The sequence below is a fragment of the Chitinophaga polysaccharea genome (genome assembly GCF_902150045.1).
GTDB classification, from domain to species: Bacteria; Bacteroidota; Bacteroidia; order Chitinophagales; family Chitinophagaceae; genus Chitinophaga; species Chitinophaga polysaccharea_A.
Genome location: NZ_CABFVU010000003.1, coordinates 207605 through 227455, shown reverse-complemented (window position 1 = coordinate 227455; position 19851 = coordinate 207605). Strand labels below are relative to the sequence as shown.

Below are 19851 nucleotides of genomic sequence, written 5' to 3'. Positions count from 1 at the left end.
TAGTGCCCGGAACCGGAATCTCAGCTAGAGGCTTTCCGGCAAACTATCCTAACCTGCAACAGGTCAGACGTTCCCCTACCCCATCATCCCCTGGTGATGGCTCCATAGCTTCGCATACACCCTATCCTTCTCCATCAACTGAAAATGCGTCCCTTCTTCTGCCAACAATCCATTTTCCAATACAATGATCTTATCTGCATTCACCACGGTGCTTAGCCGGTGTGCAATCACAATCACTGTCTTGCCGGCATCGCGCAGCTGCTGCATTACCTCCTGTACCATATGATCAGATATAGGATCCAGCGATGATGTGGCCTCATCCATGATCAGTACCTGCGGATCGCGGTAAAGCGCCCGGGCAATGGCCAGCCGCTGTCGCTGACCTCCGGAAAGATTAGCGCCGTGCTCCCCCAGCAACGTATTGAAACCATCTGGCAGCTGTTCAATGAAGCTGGTAATACCCAGCCACCTGGCTACTTCGAGCACACGCTGCATGTCCGGCTCAAATTCACCGACTGCAATATTGGAGGCCACGCTTCCGTGAAAAAGGTCGATGTGTTGCGGTACTACGCCTACCCAACGCCGCAGGCTTTCAGGATGTATGTACCGGATATCCGTTTGCCCGATAGCGATATTCCCTTCCTTCACCGGATAGATGTGCTGCAACAGCGCCATCAGCGTAGATTTACCGGAACCGCTCTGTCCTACAATGGCAGTGATGCATCCTCTCGGGATATGCATACTAAACTGCCGGAACACTTCTTTCCGGGTACCATAGCTGAATGTAACATTGTTGAAAATAATATCTCCGCTATGCTGCGGGGACAGGTCTATTTTATTGGTGGTATCTTCCTGTTGCAGGTCCATGATTTCAAAAAGGCGGTCGGCCGCAATAAGAGCATCCTGCACGCTTCTGTTGGCGCCAATTAAACTGGCAGCAGGCCCTGTAAAGTAGTTGATTAACGCATAGAACGACAATAACGACCCCGCGCTCAGCTGCTGGTCCAGCACATAGCCGGAGCCCGTCCACAGGATGATGATCACAAAAAAATTAGTGATAATACCCGCAAAGCTGCCGATATACAGGTTAGCCATCGACGAATGAAAGGTGGTTTGCAACACCCGTATAAAACGGTTCTCCGTTTTCATATTGGCGTATTCTTCCAATGCAAAACGCTTGATCGTAGCCACGCTGTTCAGCGACTCCACCAGCTGGCTGCCCAGTTCCGCGTTTTCCTCCATCAGCCGGCGCTGGTACTTCTTGTTAATCCTGTTGCTCACCGCATAAATAATGAGAAACAGCGGAATGATGAGCAGCATGATCAGCGACAGCTTCCAGTTGTAACTGAACATCAACCCAAGGGCAAATACCACAATGAAGCTGTTCACCACCAACGATATGGATACATCGTTAATAAAAGCGCGGATCTTGATGGCATCGTTGATGCGCGAAGTGATTTCCCCTACCCGCATCGTATCGAAAAACTGCTGAGGCAACAGCAGCAGGTGTTTATAATAGCCGAGTATCAACCGGGCATCCAGCTGCTGGCCGGTTTTGAAGATGAAAATACTTTTCAGGTTGCCGATGAACAATTGCAGTACGAGGATAATCAGCATAGCTACGCTGAGCATGTTCAGCAAATTCCTGTTCCCGTCTACCAACACATTATCTACAATTTTTTGTACATAGATAGATGTAGACAGTCCGAGTACCGTATAAATCATCGCTCCAAAAACAGCCTGTATCACTACCGCACGGTGCGGGCGCATCAGGTACCAGAAACGCTGCAGGTGCGATACTTTCCTGTTGCCTGGCTGAAACTCATCTCCGGGGAGCAGCAGCACCAGCACGTTGGTCCACATCGCTTTAAATGCCTCGTGGGTAAGCCTGTGATACTGGCCATCGATCGGGTCCATCACTACTACCTGTTTAGCCGTCACCTGGCAGATGACTACAAAATGCTGCAGCATCCCATTCACTACCACATGGGCTATGGCAGGCTTGGGAACACTCTCCAGCGCTTCAAACGGGCCTTTCACCCCTTTAGCCTGGAACCCGAGTTGCTGGGCGGCGGTGATTATCCCCATTACATTTGTCCCTTTCTTATCGGTGCCGGCATACTGCCGGATCAGCGCCAGTGGAATCCGCAGTTTATGCCAGGCCGCTACGGAAGCCAGGCAGGCAGCACCACAGTCGGTAATGTCGTGTTGTTTGATCTTCGCCCCGCGTTTGAGCCGGGCAGATTGATGGCTATTCATATATCCGTGGTAAAAGATCAGTGTTTGATTGCATTTACGCCTGCAGTAGCAAGGCGCTCCCGGTTGTTGGGATTGATCCAGTCGTCCGTTTTGTCGTACAGTAGCTGGTACAGGCTGCGCTTCGTGAGGATGAACCTGGCCTGTAAGGTCATTCCCTTTCGTAAGGATGCGCTCACTCCACTGGCAGTGCGCAGCGTGGTACCGGCAAACTGGCATCGTACCTTGAATACAGGTTGATTATCGATGAGTACAAAGTCGTTATCGACAGACAGTATTTCACCTTTTACCATTCCCCATTCGTTATAATTGAAGGCATCCACCTGGAACCTGGCCGGCATTCCTTTTTTAAGGTAACCAATATCCCGGGGGGAAACATAACATTCGGCGATCATATTTGAGTTAGGGGAAATAACGCCAAGCAGATCTCCGGTTTGCACGTAGCCTCCGGCATACTTCCCGGTAAATTGCTGCAGGGTGCCGCTCACGGGCGCTTTAATAAGGTTCCACTCTTTTTCTTTGGTGAGCTGCCGGTTATCGGCGCGCAGGCGGTTGTCTTCCAGCCGCATTTGGTTCAGGTCAGTAGCCCAGGTACTACGCTGTTGTTGTATGGCAGATGTATAAGCTGCTTTGCTTTTTTCGTATTCATATTTCCGGTCGAGGTATTCTTTTCTGGCGATTACCTTGTCTTTGAAAAGCTTATCATACATCTCCAGGTCGAGCTTAAGCTTTTCCATGGTGGCCGCCTGTTCCTGCAGGGAGGCCACGAACCGGGCATATTGCTGCCGGTATAGTGAAGATTGCAGCCTGCTGCCGCCGGCGACCAGCGTTTGAAGATCCTTTATCTGGATTTCCCGCTGGGTTAATTCGAAATTATTCTGCGTCAGTTTGGCGTTGCTGATATCTTCCTGCAACCGCAGGAGCACCTGCCCCTTTTGTACGCTGGCGCCGTCACTCACCAGTATCTCTTCTATGGTACCGGCCACCATACATCGCAACTCTGTTTTTTCAGTAACCGGGCGCACAATTCCACTGGCGGCAACAGCAATATCTACTTTGATGAATGGCAAAGCGGCCATTATGCACAGAACAGCTAACAATACGGTGATGTAAATAACCTGGGTATGAACGCGCACCCTGGGCAGCCAGGTAAATATGGAACGCTGCATGATAGCGGCCGGAAAAAGAACAGGCTTCATAAACGGGATTAGATGGTCTTTTCCAATATAGCCAATTAGCGTTCAGGAGTAGCTGGTTGATAAAAAATGTATAAAATGAACCAGGATTATCAAAATGAACAAAATGAACAGTTAATTCAGGTGTGGTTTGCCCCGGGAAGAGTTAAATTAGTAATCGTAATGATGTTGAGCGTACTATAAATTTTCACACTACCCGCTCTGATAGCAGGACAAGCAGCTACCAGAACGGATCAGATAACGGTTAGCTGTTTGCATAATTAAACGTGCACGTTTTAATACTCAAACACCATAATCACTTTTTTTCAACTAAACCACATTTTAATGAAATCATTACCATCTTATCAATTCCTTGAGCTTTCCCAGGATGAACTTATTAATGTTAACGGAGGAGGTGTTATAGCCGATACGCTGTCAGTTGGCATAGAATACGTAACAAAAATGGTATCCGCCATCACAAATAATGATCCAGCAGAAGCTGCGGAAGCAACAGCGTGGGCAGCTAAGGCTTTCGCTGACGTCCTCGATTATCCTCCAGGCGAGCTCCTGCCCGCGATCATATGTGGGAAATAATGTAGTTACAATGTGTTGTGTTATTAAAAGGAAATAAAAAATATATTGGCTTTTTAATAACACAACACGTTATATTAGAATCAAATTTCATAGCCGTTCCTAAAGCGCCGGCATAACCATATACCCTTCCAACTCACTCCCCGCATTCTTCCCCGAAAAAGTTTTCCCGGATACGGCTCCCGCTCCGCCACACAAATACGATCTTCAACCTGACGGCCATATGCCTCCGCATGGCTTTTTCCGACGATAAGAATCCATCGTCGCGGAAACATATCCCTTTGGGCAAATACATCTTTTGGCGCAAACTAAACCCGCCAGCCGTATTTCCCAATATTCCTTCTATATCAGGCGAAATCAATCCTAAACTGCTGAACTATTTTAACCAGCAATCGATAGGTAATTTTGGTATTATTGTCTCCGACTTTGCCAATGCCGATCTGGCCCAAAGCATTTTCAAGACCAATTTTTAATCGCATAGCGGTGTTGATTTTACTATCGACAAAAGATATTGCTAATCCGCCAATTCACTTCTCAACAAATCGTTTGAGCAGCAAGAAAAACTAATCCCCCTGCTGCTCAAACTAACTGGAAGATAACAACAATAGATGATATTCATTTCCTATTTCGGATGCATCGTATCTTTCCATTCCAATTGCGGGCCGTTCCCTCTATTGAACTACCTGCAGCCTGCGTGTATAAAAAACATCTGATACCGCCTGATATTTGGAACTATCACCTACCTTGACGTCGTAATACATCATAAACTTCAAATTATTATTCTTTACGTATTTGGCGGTAGTAACAGCACTCGTTGTTGAGTTAATATTAAAATCAATGCCCAGGCCCAGTTGATATTTTTGCATTTTAAACGTGTTTAAATAATTTGGTAGTCTATAACTGAGTGGTGAGCCGTAAGACATTTCCCACCCATAGGTCAGTAGGTCTGCTAACCTCACGTCATTTCCGTCAATATTAACGGGCGCAGAAAAGTCACCATAATCTGCGTACAAGGCTTTCGCCATAATCAATTTTTTGCCTGGGTGCCTACTGTCTTCCTGTTCCCAAATTTTCTTCAATTCATAGAGCACCCTGCTGATCGAACCGATATACGGTCCATTGTGGTAGGCTGCATATTCCTCATCTATATCAATACCATCCCAACCATATTTATTAATAGCGTCGTTAATCTGTAATGCAAAGTTTTTCGCCTGCTCTTGCGTGTTGAAACTTTCCCATCCTGCATCTTCATGGTCCGGCATTATATCCATCAATACCATCCTTCCGGATTTCTTAAGTGCCAATATATCCGATTTCAGTTCCTCATTCATGCTAAGCGAATAGCGTCCCGGATCATTATTTCTCTGCATTGGATCATCGATCTGTTTTCCGTCAGATGTATATAAGTCTGCCCTGTTTATGGACGCCGCCGAGGGTGAAAATGCTTGAGAAGCTGCCCACTCTTTATATGCCAGCACATAATCTCCTGCACCAGGATTGGTCTCTCCTCTGAGCTTAGGGGACTTTGCAGGTAATATTTTTGCCGATTCGAAGACAATGGCAATATCAAAAAAACGCTCCGGGACATAGCGTTTTGACTCTTCTGCTGACAACTCGAACCGAAACTTATCAATATCTGTAATGCGCGCCGTGTTCACTTTCACATAACCAACATGTTGGTACGTGCTATCTTTCACCTTTAGCGTCGCCTTGATTTCGTTTTCTACTTTCAGGTCGTTTTCAGTTTTGCAAGCCTGCATCAAAGTTGAGCCAAATGCAAGTATGAATAAGGGTAAGCCGATTTTTGGAATGTAGTTCATAAATGATAGGTTTATTAAATTAATCAGGTGCTCCATCAATGGAATTACTTATAAATAACGTGTATACCATTACTTATTGACCTTGATGATGGAACTAGTTTTATGAACCGGCCGGATAAAGAAAACTATTTAACAGTTAAAAATAGCGCAATTAATATGTGTTCAAGCGGGAGGTTTAATTTATTAAACAAGTTTAATGACTGTCTTGATGGCGCTGCCAAGCCAACAAGCCACTAAACGTAGTAACACTTCTAAACATAATTAAAAGGCTTGGCAAGTTGATGCATACAAACCTTTTTCAGCGCCGGGGCTAATATTAAATTAATGTAAACTCCTTCTTCTCCCAGGGTATAACATTACGGCACATGTATCTCGTGTGTGCTGAGATCCATTATGAATTGGAAACAGTGAAATATACTTTAACGCAGACTTATAAAAGCCCACCAATGAAACGCCATACCCGTTTAAATCAGAAATTCATGAATATAAATTTACGTCTCTTACGAAGTCATGTGCTCACAGGTATATGTATTGCTTTTCTGCTAAACATACCGCACATATTACAGGGTCAATCAAATCAATTTTCTTTTGATGCTACTACTTACAGATGGCCCAATAGCTCGCCGGGAAAACTTGTTTCATCAGATCTGGACAATGATACAAAAGATGAAATAATTGTTTCCAGCCCTAAGCAAAAGAAGATTTACGTCTGGGAGGGAATTCCGGCAAACGAAGGACAATCCTGGACAATGAAAGACAGTATATCGCTGGATGGAAGGGTACTTTCTTTTTGTATTGGTGACATGGACGGCGATTCAAAGGAAGATATTATCACCTTATCAAATAAAAAGGGTTACAATAGTATTATTGGAATTTTTCTGAACAGGTCAACACCAGGGTCAATAAAATTCGAAAAAAAATATAGTATAGAAACGAACGGATCTGCCTATTATATTGCAGCAGCAGACCTCGACGGCGACAAGAAAACAGATCTTATTGTAGCTGATTTTGAAAAGAAATCTTTAACATTTTTAGGCAACTCCACCGATAAGGGTATGGTGAACTTTTCAAGATCAAGCCGTGATTTAGGGATACGCCCTAATTACTTTGTTGTAAAAGATATAAATGGTGATAAAAGACCGGACTTGATTATTTCCGATTATGACAAAAACACCTTGTTTGTTCTGCAGAATTCTACTTCATTGCCGGGGCAGATATCCTTTACACAAGTTGATAAATTAAATACGGGAAGCGGACCTGTAGATTGTCTGGTGGAAGACCTGGATGGCGACAAGATGCCGGATATCGCCGTCGCAAATTTATTTGACAATTCGTTGTCAATTTACATGAATACATCCTCTCCCAACAGTCAGGCTCACTTTGCAGAGGCTAAAGTGGAGATATCAGTTAAAAGCCCCAGCTCATTGGCGGCAGGGGATCTTGATAACGACGGCATGCCGGAGATAGCCGTAAGCAGTGAGAAGGATAATAATACCGTTATTCTGAAAAACTATTCTTCCCTACATAATATATCATTTGAAAAGATCAGGGAAATACCTGTTGGCAGTGCTCCACAACATGTTTACATGAAGGAGATGGGTAAAACCAAACAGTTGAATTTAGTGGTATCCAATTCTTATAGTGACAACTTTCTTGTTTTAAAAAATCTTCATCCGAAGGAAAGCCTGTCGCCAGTTGATACCATTTCAATATCAAAACAGGATGGGAGCAAAACCGAAAAGATATCTCTATACCCTAATCCGGCGAAGTCGGTAATACATATTTCTTTTAGTTCTCCTGTAAAAAGATCCGGGGATATACTGGTGAGCATTATCAATGCGCTTGGACAGGAGATGATACGTGAACGTCATAGTGTAAGTAATCTTATAACAATGGACATCAGTAAACTCACGACAGGTTTTTACTGGGTCCATTTAAGCTCGTCCGGATATCACATTAAAACCATAGGGCTGGCTGTAGAATAATTGTCAGGTTTAAAATTGAATGTTAATAGTAAAAAGTTCACTAAATGGAATCCAGACGCGATTTTATTAAAAAATTAACGGCTTTATCCGGAGGCCTGGCCCTGGGTAGCCTCCCCGGCGCTGTTCAAAAAGCATTTGCCATCAATCCCGATCCTGGCACCACCTTTATGGATGCGGAGCATATCGTTTTTCTAATGCAGGAAAACCGGTCATTTGATCATTTACTGGGTACGCTTCAGGGGGTGAGAGGATTCAATGATCCCCGCTTCCTGTGGCAGGAAAATGGCAACCCCATCTGGTTGCAAAGTAATAAGATGGGAGAAACATATGCACCGGCAAGATGCGATATCAAAAACACAAATGTTACCTGGGCCGGAGGATGTCCGCATGAAGCAGCGAATCAGGTAGGAGCAAGAAATTTAGGGTATATGGATAAGTGGATAGACGAGAAAACGCCGAAAACGATGCAGTATTTCACCCGTGAAGATCATCCGTTTTATCATGCACTGGCTGATGCCTTTACGGTATGCGATCATTATTTCTGTTCCTCACTGACAGGTACATCCCCTAACAGATCGATGTTTTGGACGGGCAAGCTGTCAGGTAAGAATGATATGTTTCCGGATACAAAGAATCATATGGATAATGCTTCATTCTTAATACCCGGAACCTGCGATTGGCAAACATTCCCGGAAGTATTGCAGGATAATGGGATATCATGGAAAATCTACCAGAACCAAACCTTTATAAATTATCTTCGGACAGATGACATCAAAAAAATACTTCCTGTTGTTTTGGAGCGGTTTAAATCGGGAGATTTATCAGAACCTGTACAACCGGACCCATTAAATCTGATTCTTGGGCCCTTTAAGCAGATGGGTAATATTTTCGGGAAAGTTTATACCGAAACAGAGGACCTTAAGGTAAAGTGGTTATCAAATTTCACTGACAATGTATTGGAATCGTTTAAACAATACTATCCTTGTTTGAATGAAGAAAACAGAGCAGCTTGGGAAACTATAGCAACCATGTGGGAGGATTTGCCCCAGTACAACAAGGACATTCATAACAGGGCATTTACCACAAATATTAATGATCCATTATATAATTCCCTTAAGGAAATTACGCTGAATGATGGAACAACCATGTCAGTTCCTGCCGGTGATATTCTTCATCAATTCAGACAGGATGTTAGTAAAGGAGAATTGCCAACGGTATCCTGGTTAGCGGCGCCTGAGTTTTTTTCGGATCACCCGGTTTCCCCTCAATATGGTCCCTGGTACGTTTCCGAAGTTTTAGATATACTAACCTCAAACCCCGAGGTTTGGAAAAAGACCATATTTATAATAAACTTCGATGAGAATGATGGCTTCTTTGATCACATGCCTCCTCCTGTAGCTCCCACTGAGGGAGCAGGGCGCTGTTCATCCGGAATAGATATTAGTGAAGAGTTTGCAGAGGAATATAACAGTCCGATCGGCCTCGGGTACCGGGTACCTATGTTGGTAGTGTCGCCATGGAGCCGTGGCGGTTGGGTGAACTCACAGGTACTTGATCATACTTCCACTTTAATGTTCCTGGAAAAATTCCTAAATACAAAAGCCGGCAATAGTAATATCAAATGTAACAATATCAGTCAATTCAGGCGAACTGTTTGCGGAGATATTACGTCTGTCTTCAGGCCGTACAACGGCGAAAAGATAACACTTCCCCCACCAGTTGACAGCCTAAGCTTTTTCACACAAATAAAGAGCGCAAAGCACAACGCGGATCCGTCCACTAATTTGCTGAGTTCTGATCAAATTGCAGCGATCAGGAACGATATCCGGAATAGTAAATTATTGCCCAAACAGGAACAGGGAATACGGCCAGGCAATGGGTTATTATATCAATTATTCTCTGAAGCGAAGGTAGATAAAAACGCTAATGGCGTTGTTGTAAGTTTTGAAGCGGGGAATGAAATATATGGCCATACCTGCTGGGGTGCTGCATTCAGCCTTTATTGGGGCCGTAACGAGCTTGAGATCTTTAAGAACGGCTGGGGGAGCACTACCGGCTTAACAAGACCTAGATCCTATGTAGTGAAAGCCGGGGATACGCTCACAGAAACTCTCCCTTTAATGCTTTTTAAGGATAACGTATACCGCATCGTTGTATACGGCCCCAATGGTTTTTCGAGAGAATTCGGCGGAGATAATAATGATCCGGACATTGCTATTTCCTGTTTATACGAATACGCTTTACAGGACGCCCGGACTTTAACCGGTAACGTTGAAATACGCGTTGATATTAACGATAACACATCCGGCACTGTTATTATTACAGATAATGCTTATGGGCAACCCGACATCGTCATGCCGCTTCCGGCCAACGGCAATACGGGCATGAAGTCTATCACAACGGCCGTCAGGCTCGATAAATCTCTAAGTTGGTACGATTTCACCGTCAGGGTTTCAGGCCATGAAAAATACTACAGGCGCTATACCGGCCATGTAGAGACAGGCTTGCCCGGATATACAGACCCATACATGGGCTTTTGGGATGGATCAACAAAACCGCCTTTAACGTGAGGACGTGGCCTTATCAGGCCACATCCTTACGTTATTGATGCCGATGATCTCCCGTTTTACTTATAATATTAATGGGCTTCATGTGTAGATAGCATCTTTCTCCAGGTAAGATGAAAAACCAATTCTCCATCCTTCGATGGAATAGGCGGTGTGGATAGAATCAATTGATCATTCTTCAATCTGCCATATCTTACCTGTTTACTACCTATCCAATTAGGCAAAAGACTGCCTTCTACAACATGCACTAATTCACCGGGACTGTTTTCATAATATTTCCCGTAATAAGCTACATAATCGCTTAGAGCAGCCCGGGCATCTTCAGGACTTCCATCATTGAGAGAGACGGAACTGAAGGGTAACCGCTCCATTTTTGTCAACTGCGCATTCATATTGCCGTTCTTGTCATACATCAGTATACCGGTGACATTTTCCCCCAAATAATGAATGGGCTGGCCTTTGTCATTGAAATATACCCATGAGATCAGTTTCCACGTGCCAATGATCTTATCTCCAATTGGGGTTCCCGTCTCTTCCCGGAGTAATGCAGCTAAAAAATGCAGGTCCTCCCTGATATACTGATGTCCACCCGGCCTTGAAATGACTTCCATTGATACAGATGTTTCGCTATGCCAATCATCAATACACTTCCCCGTAGTCCGTTCATCATCTTTTCCATGAATTATTACGAGGGGTAAAGGCAAGGGCATTTCGGGTATATAGCTATAATTATTGAACAACAGGAGATCGGCCCGTAGTCGTTTTATCAGCAGCTGGAACAGTTCTTCGTCTCCGATCCGCTCTTTACCGAAATCTGTAAATATGCTGGTAAGCCTATCTTCACTACAGTTGTATTCCACCTCCCTGAAAGGATAGTTTGAAGGCCCCGGCATAGCAGATATAAATAATTTCCGGGGTAATGGAAGCCCCGCTTTATGTAGCGCTCTTGCTGTTTCAAACGCCAGCAATCCTCCAAGGCTATGGCCGAAAAACAGGAAAGGTTTATCCAGGAGCGGAATAAGCAGAGGCATCATTTCCCTGATCAACAGGTGAATATCTGATGCAGCGGCCTCCATTAGCCTTCTGCCCCGCCCTGGTAACTCTATAGCCACCACCTCAAAATCATTTCCCAGTTGACGTTCCCAGCCATTGAAAAGGGAAGCATCACCTCCGGCGTCATGAAAACAGAACAAGCGATTGGTGCTTTCGGGTTGTGGCCTGGGGATAACAAACCAGCGCGTAGGATCCTCCTGCTTAATTTCCGTGGTTTCACCAGAGAAAACAGTTTGATCCTTCCCATGGTTTTCTTCCAGTATTCCTATCAACAGGGAAACAAATGCTGTTATAGTTGGATGCGTCCAGAAGGCGGTGGCAGGTAATTTTATATGCAGTTTTTTTTCCAGGCGGTTCTTCAACCGGATACCCATTAGCGAATCCTGTCCCAGTCCTTTAAATGTCATATATGGCTTGATCCTGTCCGATGGGAGTTTGATATTACCAGCGGTATATTGTATTACCAGCCGTTCCAGTAAATCTCTTTTTTCTTTAACTGAATTACGTGTCCCGAAGTGGCGCAGGAAGTCGGATTCTTCCGGTAGTATGTCATTCTCTCCTGCGGATTTTGGCTTGTACGTTATATCAAAACAATCCCTTTGGAAAGGATATCCCGGCAACTTTACAACCGGCGCTTTGGAGGTGCGATAAAATAGTCTCCAATCCATATCATATCCTCTTTCATATAATTCCCCGAGGCTCCTATAAATGGAGTCCTGCTCAGGCTTTTCACGGTAGGTTGTGGCTACAGGTATGACCTGTGCTTCGAACGCCTCTGCACATTCATTTATAGCATTCAGCAATACCGGATGAGGGCTTACTTCAATAAATACCGAATGACCTTCCTGCATGAGATATTCCATCGCTGCAGTGAACTGCACCGGGTTACGAAGGTTATCTGCCCAATAGCCTGAGTCCATTTCTTCCCCACTGATCATTTTACTTCTGACGGTAGAGAAAAGGGGAATATGATTTGGGAGAGGTTTCATATCTTCCAGTGCCTTTTCCAGATCAGGTTTGAGTGGGTCCATCTGTTTGCTGTGTGAAGCTACGTTCACTTTTACGGGGCGGGCGAAGATACCCTTGCTGTCCAGCTCTGTGTTCAATTCCTCAATGGCCGGCAGATCGCCTGCCAATATGGTGGATTTAGGGCTATTGCAGACTGCAATGCTCAACGCCGGGTATTTTTCTGCTATCAATCTGTTTGCTTCTTCAACTGACAACTCCGTCACGATCATCCCGCTTCCTGCTCCGCTTGCTTTTTTCATCAAGGAACTGCGGGTACAGATAATACGCGCCGCCTGGTCAAGCGTTAAGGCGCCGGCAATGTATGCCGCAGCAACTTCTCCCATACTATGTCCTGTTATAGCCTCAGGCCTGATTCCCCAGGACATCCAGAGTTTTGCCAGCGCAATTTGTATAGCGCAAAGTAAAGGTTGAATAACATCGATATGCTGCATACGGCTCGATTCCGGGGAAGCATGCAACTCCTGTATCAGGCTCCATCCTGAATAAGGCATGAAGGCATGGTCGCACTCTTCCAGTGTTTCCCTGAATACCTGCTCCTGCAAAAACAACCCGCATCCCATACCCGGCCATTGAGAACCTTGTCCGGGGAATACCATTACCACCTTGTAATCATTTGAGCCTGGGAGATGCGGTATTATCTCATCTGTGTCCCGGATAAAACTTTCAAGTGCCCCGATAAGCTCATCCCTGCTGTTTGCAGTGAATAATTTCCGGTATTCGAATGCTGGCTTTAAGATGGCAGTCGCTATGCATATTTCTTTGAAAGTGCTTTCTGTAGCCTCTTTAAGAATATTAACATACGTTTTGGCATACTCCCTGAGCCCTGCAGCTGATCTGCCGGAAAGCGGAAGACAATACCGGCTGCATTCGGGCAGATTGCTGCGTTGGTCATCTCCCACTCTGTATTCTTCCAAAACGGCATGGGCATTAGCACCACCCCATCCAAACGAATTGACGCCGGCCTTCAGGGTTTCCCTGCCATTTACCGGCCAGGGAGTTAGCTGATCTTGTACAGAAAGTTGAAGTGCTTCAAAAGGAATATCGGGATTGGGTGTTTTGTAATGAAGATTGGCAGGCAGCAACCTGTGCTGCATTGAGAGCACCACCTTTATCACTCCTGCTATACCTGCTGCACCTTCCAGGTGGCCTATATTTGTTTTTACAGATCCGATGCTAAGTTTGCGTTTTCTTTTGCTGGTATTAAAAAATTCCCCCAGCGCCCTGGCCTCAACAGGATCGCCTACCCTTGTACCGGTTCCATGTGCTTCTACATAGTGCACCTCATGTGGCTCAATACCGCATTGCTTATAGGCAAGTGCCAGTACCTGTTTCTGGCCGGCAATGCTGGTAGCCGGCAGGTTGACATTATATCCGTTGTTATTGATAGCTGTTCCACGTATAAGGGCATATATCCTGTCGCCGTCTTTTTCAGCCTGCGATAGTTTTTTTAGCAACAATACCCCACCCCCTTCTCCACGCACAAAACCGTCCGCTTCACTGTCAAATGCGCTGCATCTGCCTTTTTCAGATAATGCGCCAAATTTTGAAAGTAACACAGATTGGTCGGGAGCCATTAAATGGTTTACTCCGGCAGCAATGGCCATTTCTACATGCTCATGCTGTAAGCTCCGGCAAGCCAGGTGAAGGGCCGTCATTGAGGACGAACATCCTGTATCAACTGACATACTGGGCCCGGTAAACCCATATGCATAGGAGACCCTGTTAGCAATAATGTTGGCAGACATTCCCTGTGCCGAATGCGGCGTAACAGGAACATTTTTTTGTTTTCGGTAATGCTCAAAATCGTTCCAGATATCGCCTGTATAAACCCCTATGTGCCGGCCTTGTATCTTTCTGAAAGGTATGTTTGAGCTTTCAATAGCTTCCCAGACAAGCTCCAATATGAGTTTCTGGGAAGGATGCATTTCGGCAGCTTCCACAGGGGAAATATTGAAGAATAAAGGATCAAAATCATGGATATCCTGCAGCATGGATGCATCGCGTTGATGGGTTTTATTGACTGCGAGTGGAGAGGGATCATAGTAATCCCATAAATTCCAGCGTTCCGGACGAATACGTGCAACAGTATCTTTTCCCTGCCGCAATAATTCCCAGAAGTCCTTTACTGTAGATGCTTCAGGAAAACGACAGGATAAACCTACAATTGCAATGGTATTAGCATAATAGGGATCGGATTGGTTGAGTTGAGGGTTCATTTCGGGTAACATAAAATAGTTATTTCGTTGAGGGTTTATTCCGCTAAGTGCGCAAACTAAAAAATCTGAGATTAAGATAATAAAATTGCTATTTAAATTCTCACATTTTCATTAAAAATAATTAAAACTGATTTAGAGCTATCGTCTGATTGTGGGGCGTTTTTTTTATGACCTGTTCCAGTTCATTATATAAAATTCAGGCCGATTAAGCCTGGAAGGCTGCACTTAAATGGAAAAGCAGAACGTTCACTACTAACGGATAAATCAGAATTCTACTGTGCAATTCCCCGGAAGGAACGGAATCCCCGCACTGCTCCTAAGTTACCGGAATAACAAAATTTCTATAATCGTCCATATGAATCACTACAAGGGTTGACGCTTCATGAGAAATTAATGGAAGTATCTGAAGTTTTTTTTATTTGTCGGCCAACGAAAATAAGGAAAGCGGAGTCGAATAAATAGTGAATACACTTTGGTCATTCCTCCATCTGCCACAGAGTATTTTGCGCTTTAGCAATTAAAATTAGAAAAATGAGGTAGACTCACCCTCTTTAAATTTATAGTGTAATTTTGGGGTATAAGAATGTCTTACGGATATCAGTAGTGTCTAGTCGTTGACTCTCATCTATTGTTTGGGAACAAAGCCTTTAACCGCCCCTCTATCTTTTGGCAATAGCTCTCAGCCATCCTTTCGTGCTGATAATTAGAGTTTACATTATTGATCGCGGACACTCCGTGAACTATTTCGTGATAAATAGCAGTAGCAATACTTTCATTTGGCTTCCCTGGTAAACTGTCTTGATTCAAATCAATATAGATGGTCCCAAATTGCCTGGGATTTGTCTCGGGGCCACTGAGTAGACTTTCAGATCTATTAAATTCACCTAATATATCGGGATTTGCAAATGCTTTAACCGGCTTGTCTCTGAAGACAAAATCTTTAAGATGTAATAGGGGTTGTGGGTTAATTACTATTAGTTCTCAAACAGGCTTTCATAAAAACAACTTGTTTTGAGTGATGTAAGCAAAACAGATCACAGGATTTAACGAACCAGCGAGGATGTACAGGAATATGCCCTGTTTACAGCTTCAGGAATACATCAGTAGCTGCCTGGGCGATTTCATGATCCTGGTCTGCGCTGCCACCACTCACTCCAATGGCGCCGATCAAATTGTTGTCGTAGAGCAGGGGAACTCCGCCACCCAAGATCACAATCTTTCCCCCAAGCCTCATTCCCATCTGGAAGAAGGCGTTTTCCGGTTGTGCAATCCCCCCTAAATCTTTTGTGGCCATTTTAAACATGGCAGCTGTATAGGCTTTCTTAGGCGCTAATTCAACACTAATAGGTTTGGCGCCCTCCATTCTTAAAAAGGCCAAAGACAGTCCCGAAGCATCTGTTATACAGACGGATACCGGAACCTGAATGCGTTCAGCTTTACAAACAACGATTTGTAAAACCCGGAATAAGTTCTCTGCCCTAAAATGGTCCAACATTTATTATATGCATTACCGTGATAAATTATGATAACTGTTCGTTTTGTCTCCTAGTCCAGGCATCCGCCTGAGCCTCTTTTACTAAATCAATGAACTCTTCCGGACAAATATTACGATACAGACCTCCATCGTTTTCGGCTATTTCCACCATTTTATCAATCATTTCCTGCGGATCAAATTGCTCAAATGGAAATGCAGCTTTGGTTTGATCAATAAAATTCACTTTCGGATCGTACCACTTTTTGATGGTTTCCATCATCCTGTCATTAAATCCTGTGTCAAAAGGTCCCGGGTTAACGGTGGCAACCTGGATCCCAAAAGGAGCCAATTCATCTGACATCACTGTTGCAATCCCTTCCAGTGCGTGCTTTGAAGCCACGTAAGCCCCGGTTAAAGGCCCTCCAATAAAGCCCGCAACAGAAGAAACAAAGATGATCTTCCCTTTTCTGCGTTTAACCATACTTTTAATAAAGCCTTGCGTAAACTCCAGATTTGCAAATACATTCGTTTCAAATACCTTGCGCACAAAAGACAAAGGAATTTCAGATATTGCTCCGGCTTCCGAAATTCCTGCATTATTGTACAACACATCTATATCTTCAAATGTCCATGCGAACTGGCGGTCCGTTGGATCTAAAATATTAATTTGTTCTACTGTTAGCTCAACCTTATTCTTTTCAGCATCTTTTCTCAACGCTGTAACCTGGGACAATAACTCTACACACGCAATCACATCATGCCCATTTCTTGCTAACTGCAAAGCGGTTGCTTTGCCCAGTCCGCTACCAGCCCCGGTAATTAAAATTCTCTTTTTTTTCATTTGATTTTAACTTGCAAACATGACTTTTAAACAAGCTTCTGTTTCCCTGTAATTAATTTCCTCAATTTATACCCGGTCGAATAAAATACCATTATACTAGTTTAATTTATCGGGCGCCCGAATGTAGATAATCTAATTATTGAAGCTCTTGCCCTTTTTTCAGTTCCGTATTTTCGGGGGAACTCCACAAAGAAATTGGCCAGTATGATTCGTTTAGAGAACGAGACAGCGCTCTACTATAGGTGGGGCTTTTTGTGTCTATGATTACCAGCGCTTCCTTATTCTTTTTTTTGCAACTGGTCTTTTGTATGCTGAACTGTGTGCCGTCTGTGATCCAAAATACCGGCGACAATTGGGGTTGATCAAAAGAAAAAGCCCCTGTAAATCAAAGATTTACAGGGGCTTTAGTGCCCAGAACTGGATTCGAACCAGCACACCCTTGCAGGCGCTGCGACCTGAACACAGTGCGTCTACCAATTTCGCCATCTGGGCAACTGATGTTGTGTCAGGGCTGCAAATATAAGCAGCCGTTTTATTTTTCCAAAATTTCACTGAAATATCTTTTCAGTCAACCTCCGCAACTTCACTGAAAATCAGCCCGGTAAACAATAACGCGCCCGGGTTGTTAATTAGCATACAACCGCCAACATTATGACATCTATCATCATTATCATCGTACTTATAGCGCTCAACTTCTACTTTTCTATCGCGGAAATTGGCCTGATCTCAGTAGATAAGCCGCTCCTGCAACAACAGGCCGACAACGGCAACAAGAAAGCCCTCAGCGTGCTGAACCTCATCAAAGACCCGGACGAATTTCTCAGCGCCGTACAAGTGGGTATTACCCTTGTAGGCATACTGGAAGGGCTCTACGGCGGCGACCTGATGGCGGCCTGGCTGGAACCGGTATTCGTTTCATGGGGCCTCCATGAAAGCATGGCCCACCTGGTGGCGCTCATCGTGGGCGTGGGCGGCATTACCTACCTCACCATCGTTATCGGTGAACTGATCCCTAAAACCCTCGCCCTGCTGGATCCCCAGAAAGTATCTTATCTCATCACACCCTCTATGATCATCTTTTCAAAAATCACCTACCCTTTTATAAAATTACTTACGGCCAGTACAAAATTCATTCTCGGTCTTTTCTCGGTAAATACTATCCGGGAAGAAAAACTAACGGAAAACGACCTGCGGAGCATGCTCACCGCCGCTTACAAACAGGGACTGATAGACAAAGGAGAATTCACCCTTCACAAAAACCTGTTCTCTGCATACGACCTCACAGCGGAAAATATTATGACGCCTTCCGCCATGATCACCTACGTAAAAAAGGAAATGAACAGGGATGAAATAACGGAAACGATTAAACGCAGTATTCACCGCACCTTCCCCGTAGTGAATGATAAAAAGGAAATGCTCGGCGCACTGGGTGCAAAGGAATTCATGCTGTATCCCGATAAGCCTCTGGAAGCACTGCTCAGCCCTGTTTCTTTCTTGTCGCTGAACCAAGCCGTATACGACATCTTCCAGCAGCTACGCCGCGAAAATACCAACATGGGCGTAGTGATCAATGAATACGGCGCCTGTGAAGGAATGATCTCCTACCACGATATTGTATCCGGCCTTTTGGGCGGCAGTCTCCCTGGATTCAATGCCACAGAGCGTTTCCTGGTACAGCAGCCGGATAAAAGCTGGCTTACCTATGGCTACACGCGACTAAGCTATATCCGCGAAACATTGAACTTTGAATGGCTGCGCGAATATGAAAGGGAAGATATCACCATTGCCGGGTTGCTCATCGATAAACTGAAACATATTCCTGTGCCCGGCGAAAAAGTAATGCTCAACCAGGTAACATTTGAAATAAAAACAATGGACCATCACCGCATCGATGAGGTGATTATCCGTACACAAACACCTGCGCAATAATACCTTTGCTGTAGTATATCTTCCATAACCTTTCTATCTTAACACAAACAACCTGATAGTCATGCTAAGAAAAATTCTGCTGCCGGGATTACTCGCCCTGCAGAGCCTTATTTCATCTGCTCAAACCCCGAAACCGAATATTATTTTTATTTATGCAGATGACCTGGGATATGCTGAAACAGGCCCTACTATGGCCAACAGGGTTACAGCCCGCAGAAATACCCGCTGTCGGCCTACGCAGCCATGATCACTTACCTGGATACGCAGGTGGGCATCATCATGGACCTGGTGGCCAGCCTGGGGTTGGACAAGAACACCATTATCATGTTTTCGAGCGATAACGGCACCACTTTCAATGGCGGAGTGGATGCTGCCTTCTTTAACAGCACCGGGGGCCTTAAAGGGCTTAAAATGACCTTTATGAAGGTGGTATCCGCGAACCATTTATTGTACGCTGGCCGGGGAAAATTCCTGCAGGCGCCTCCTCGGAACTGCCAGGCGCACAGTACGACCTGATGGCCACCATCGCTGCAATGGCGGGCATCCCCGCCCCACCTAACGATGGTATTTCTCTGCTGCCGGAAATGACCGGCAAACATACGCAGGTAGCAACAAGAAAATACCTCTACTTTGAATATCCCGAAAAAGGCGGCGCTGTGGCCATCCGCATGGGAAAATGGAAAGCCATAAAAAACGGCCTGAAGAAAAATCCCGCCGCCCCCTGGGAACTATATGACTTCAGTACGGACAAAGGGGAAGAACATGATGTGGCTGCCGCACACCCGGAACTCTTGCAGGAGCTCAGCAACATTGTGAAAAAGGAGCACCGGAACGCACATATCAATGAATGGGAATTCATCAACCCAAAAATCAGTAAAACAAAATAAAAAATAGTGCAGGGATTTCCGGTGTTGA

The 19851-nt window shown here is 44.7% G+C and carries 14 protein-coding genes and 1 tRNA gene; 8 read left to right on the top strand and 7 right to left on the bottom strand.

Annotation, left to right across the window (positions count from 1 at the left end):
• Positions 1-75: 75 nt before the first annotated feature.
• Positions 76-2259: a peptidase domain-containing ABC transporter gene (locus FN124_RS21295; protein WP_142686808.1), complete on the bottom strand. Its 2184-nt coding sequence runs from the start codon at positions 2257-2259 to the stop codon at positions 76-78.
• A gap of 17 nt (positions 2260-2276) precedes the next feature.
• Entirely contained in the window at positions 2277-3455 is a 1179-nt protein-coding gene (locus FN124_RS21290; RefSeq protein WP_142686807.1) for an HlyD family secretion protein, read from the bottom strand.
• A 321-nt stretch (positions 3456-3776) separates the two neighbouring features.
• On the opposite strand from FN124_RS21290, the gene FN124_RS21285 reads away from it, so the two are divergent.
• On the top strand, positions 3777-4025 hold the full coding sequence (locus tag FN124_RS21285) for a hypothetical protein (protein WP_142686806.1): 249 nt from the start codon (positions 3777-3779) through the stop codon (positions 4023-4025).
• Positions 4026-4255: 230 nt separating this feature from the next.
• Entirely contained in the window at positions 4256-4495 is a 240-nt protein-coding gene (locus tag FN124_RS31200) for a hypothetical protein (RefSeq protein ID WP_221887853.1), read from the top strand.
• 198 nt (positions 4496-4693) lie between these two features.
• Here the strand turns inward: FN124_RS31200 and FN124_RS21275 are convergent, their stop codons facing one another.
• On the bottom strand, positions 4694-5842 hold the full coding sequence (locus FN124_RS21275) for a glycoside hydrolase family 18 protein (RefSeq protein WP_185937303.1): 1149 nt from the start codon (positions 5840-5842) through the stop codon (positions 4694-4696).
• 446 nt (positions 5843-6288) lie between these two features.
• Here FN124_RS21275 and FN124_RS21270 point away from each other — a divergent pair, with 446 nt between their 5' ends.
• Together FN124_RS21270 and FN124_RS21265 are read left to right on the top strand one after the other, a co-directional pair.
• Complete coding sequence (locus tag FN124_RS21270; protein WP_185937302.1) at positions 6289-7827, top strand: FG-GAP-like repeat-containing protein; 1539 nt, start codon at positions 6289-6291, stop codon at positions 7825-7827.
• Positions 7828-7871: 44 nt separating this feature from the next.
• Complete coding sequence (locus tag FN124_RS21265; RefSeq protein WP_142686803.1) at positions 7872-10397, top strand: phosphocholine-specific phospholipase C; 2526 nt, start codon at positions 7872-7874, stop codon at positions 10395-10397.
• 68 nt (positions 10398-10465) lie between these two features.
• Here the strand turns inward: FN124_RS21265 and FN124_RS21260 are convergent, their stop codons facing one another.
• The 4 genes from FN124_RS21260 to FN124_RS21245 form a co-directional block, all read right to left on the bottom strand.
• The gene (locus tag FN124_RS21260) at positions 10466-14704 is read right to left on the bottom strand and encodes a type I polyketide synthase (protein WP_142686802.1); all 4239 of its coding nucleotides are present in this window, start codon (positions 14702-14704) and stop codon (positions 10466-10468) included.
• A gap of 1069 nt (positions 14705-15773) precedes the next feature.
• Complete coding sequence (locus FN124_RS21255; protein ID WP_142686801.1) at positions 15774-16187, bottom strand: GlcG/HbpS family heme-binding protein; 414 nt, start codon at positions 16185-16187, stop codon at positions 15774-15776.
• Positions 16188-16212: 25 nt separating this feature from the next.
• On the bottom strand, positions 16213-17007 hold the full coding sequence (locus FN124_RS21250; RefSeq protein WP_142686800.1) for an SDR family oxidoreductase: 795 nt from the start codon (positions 17005-17007) through the stop codon (positions 16213-16215).
• 408 nt (positions 17008-17415) lie between these two features.
• Positions 17416-17499: transfer RNA gene (locus FN124_RS21245), tRNA-Leu, on the bottom strand.
• A 159-nt stretch (positions 17500-17658) separates the two neighbouring features.
• On the opposite strand from FN124_RS21245, the gene FN124_RS21240 reads away from it, so the two are divergent.
• The 4 genes from FN124_RS21240 to FN124_RS21230 all read left to right on the top strand — a co-directional run bounded on the left by FN124_RS21240 (position 17659) and on the right by FN124_RS21230 (position 19823).
• The gene (locus FN124_RS21240; RefSeq protein ID WP_142686799.1) at positions 17659-18936 is read left to right on the top strand and encodes a hemolysin family protein; all 1278 of its coding nucleotides are present in this window, start codon (positions 17659-17661) and stop codon (positions 18934-18936) included.
• 61 nt (positions 18937-18997) lie between these two features.
• The gene (locus FN124_RS21235; protein ID WP_142686798.1) at positions 18998-19183 is read left to right on the top strand and encodes a hypothetical protein; all 186 of its coding nucleotides are present in this window, start codon (positions 18998-19000) and stop codon (positions 19181-19183) included.
• The gene (locus FN124_RS31510) at positions 19180-19452 is read left to right on the top strand and encodes a sulfatase-like hydrolase/transferase (protein WP_260607553.1); all 273 of its coding nucleotides are present in this window, start codon (positions 19180-19182) and stop codon (positions 19450-19452) included. The genes FN124_RS21235 and FN124_RS31510 overlap by 4 nt, the downstream gene beginning before the upstream one ends.
• The gene (locus tag FN124_RS21230; RefSeq protein ID WP_312847239.1) at positions 19368-19823 is read left to right on the top strand and encodes a sulfatase/phosphatase domain-containing protein; all 456 of its coding nucleotides are present in this window, start codon (positions 19368-19370) and stop codon (positions 19821-19823) included. The genes FN124_RS31510 and FN124_RS21230 overlap by 85 nt, the downstream gene beginning before the upstream one ends.
• The last annotated feature ends 28 nt before the right edge of the window (positions 19824-19851 follow it).

Excerpts from the sequence above, each read along its gene's own strand:
- FN124_RS21265 (WP_142686803.1), top strand. The coding sequence starts at position 7,872 with ATGGAATCCAGACGCGATTTTATTAAAAAATTAACGGCTTTATCCGGA.
- FN124_RS21285 (WP_142686806.1), top strand. The coding sequence starts at position 3,777 with ATGAAATCATTACCATCTTATCAATTCCTTGAGCTTTCCCAGGATGAA.
- FN124_RS21250 (WP_142686800.1), bottom strand. The coding sequence starts at position 17,007 with ATGAAAAAAAAGAGAATTTTAATTACCGGGGCTGGTAGCGGACTGGGC.
- FN124_RS21290 (WP_142686807.1), bottom strand. The coding sequence starts at position 3,455 with ATGAAGCCTGTTCTTTTTCCGGCCGCTATCATGCAGCGTTCCATATTT.
- FN124_RS21240 (WP_142686799.1), top strand. The coding sequence starts at position 17,659 with ATGACATCTATCATCATTATCATCGTACTTATAGCGCTCAACTTCTAC.
- FN124_RS21260 (WP_142686802.1), bottom strand. The coding sequence starts at position 14,704 with ATGTTACCCGAAATGAACCCTCAACTCAACCAATCCGATCCCTATTAT.
- FN124_RS21270 (WP_185937302.1), top strand. The coding sequence starts at position 6,289 with ATGAAACGCCATACCCGTTTAAATCAGAAATTCATGAATATAAATTTA.
- FN124_RS31200 (WP_221887853.1), top strand. The coding sequence starts at position 4,256 with ATGGCTTTTTCCGACGATAAGAATCCATCGTCGCGGAAACATATCCCT.
- FN124_RS21295 (WP_142686808.1), bottom strand. The coding sequence starts at position 2,259 with ATGAATAGCCATCAATCTGCCCGGCTCAAACGCGGGGCGAAGATCAAA.
- FN124_RS31510 (WP_260607553.1), top strand. The coding sequence starts at position 19,180 with ATGATCACTTACCTGGATACGCAGGTGGGCATCATCATGGACCTGGTG.
- FN124_RS21275 (WP_185937303.1), bottom strand. The coding sequence starts at position 5,842 with ATGAACTACATTCCAAAAATCGGCTTACCCTTATTCATACTTGCATTT.
- FN124_RS21255 (WP_142686801.1), bottom strand. The coding sequence starts at position 16,187 with ATGTTGGACCATTTTAGGGCAGAGAACTTATTCCGGGTTTTACAAATC.
- FN124_RS21235 (WP_142686798.1), top strand. The coding sequence starts at position 18,998 with ATGCTAAGAAAAATTCTGCTGCCGGGATTACTCGCCCTGCAGAGCCTT.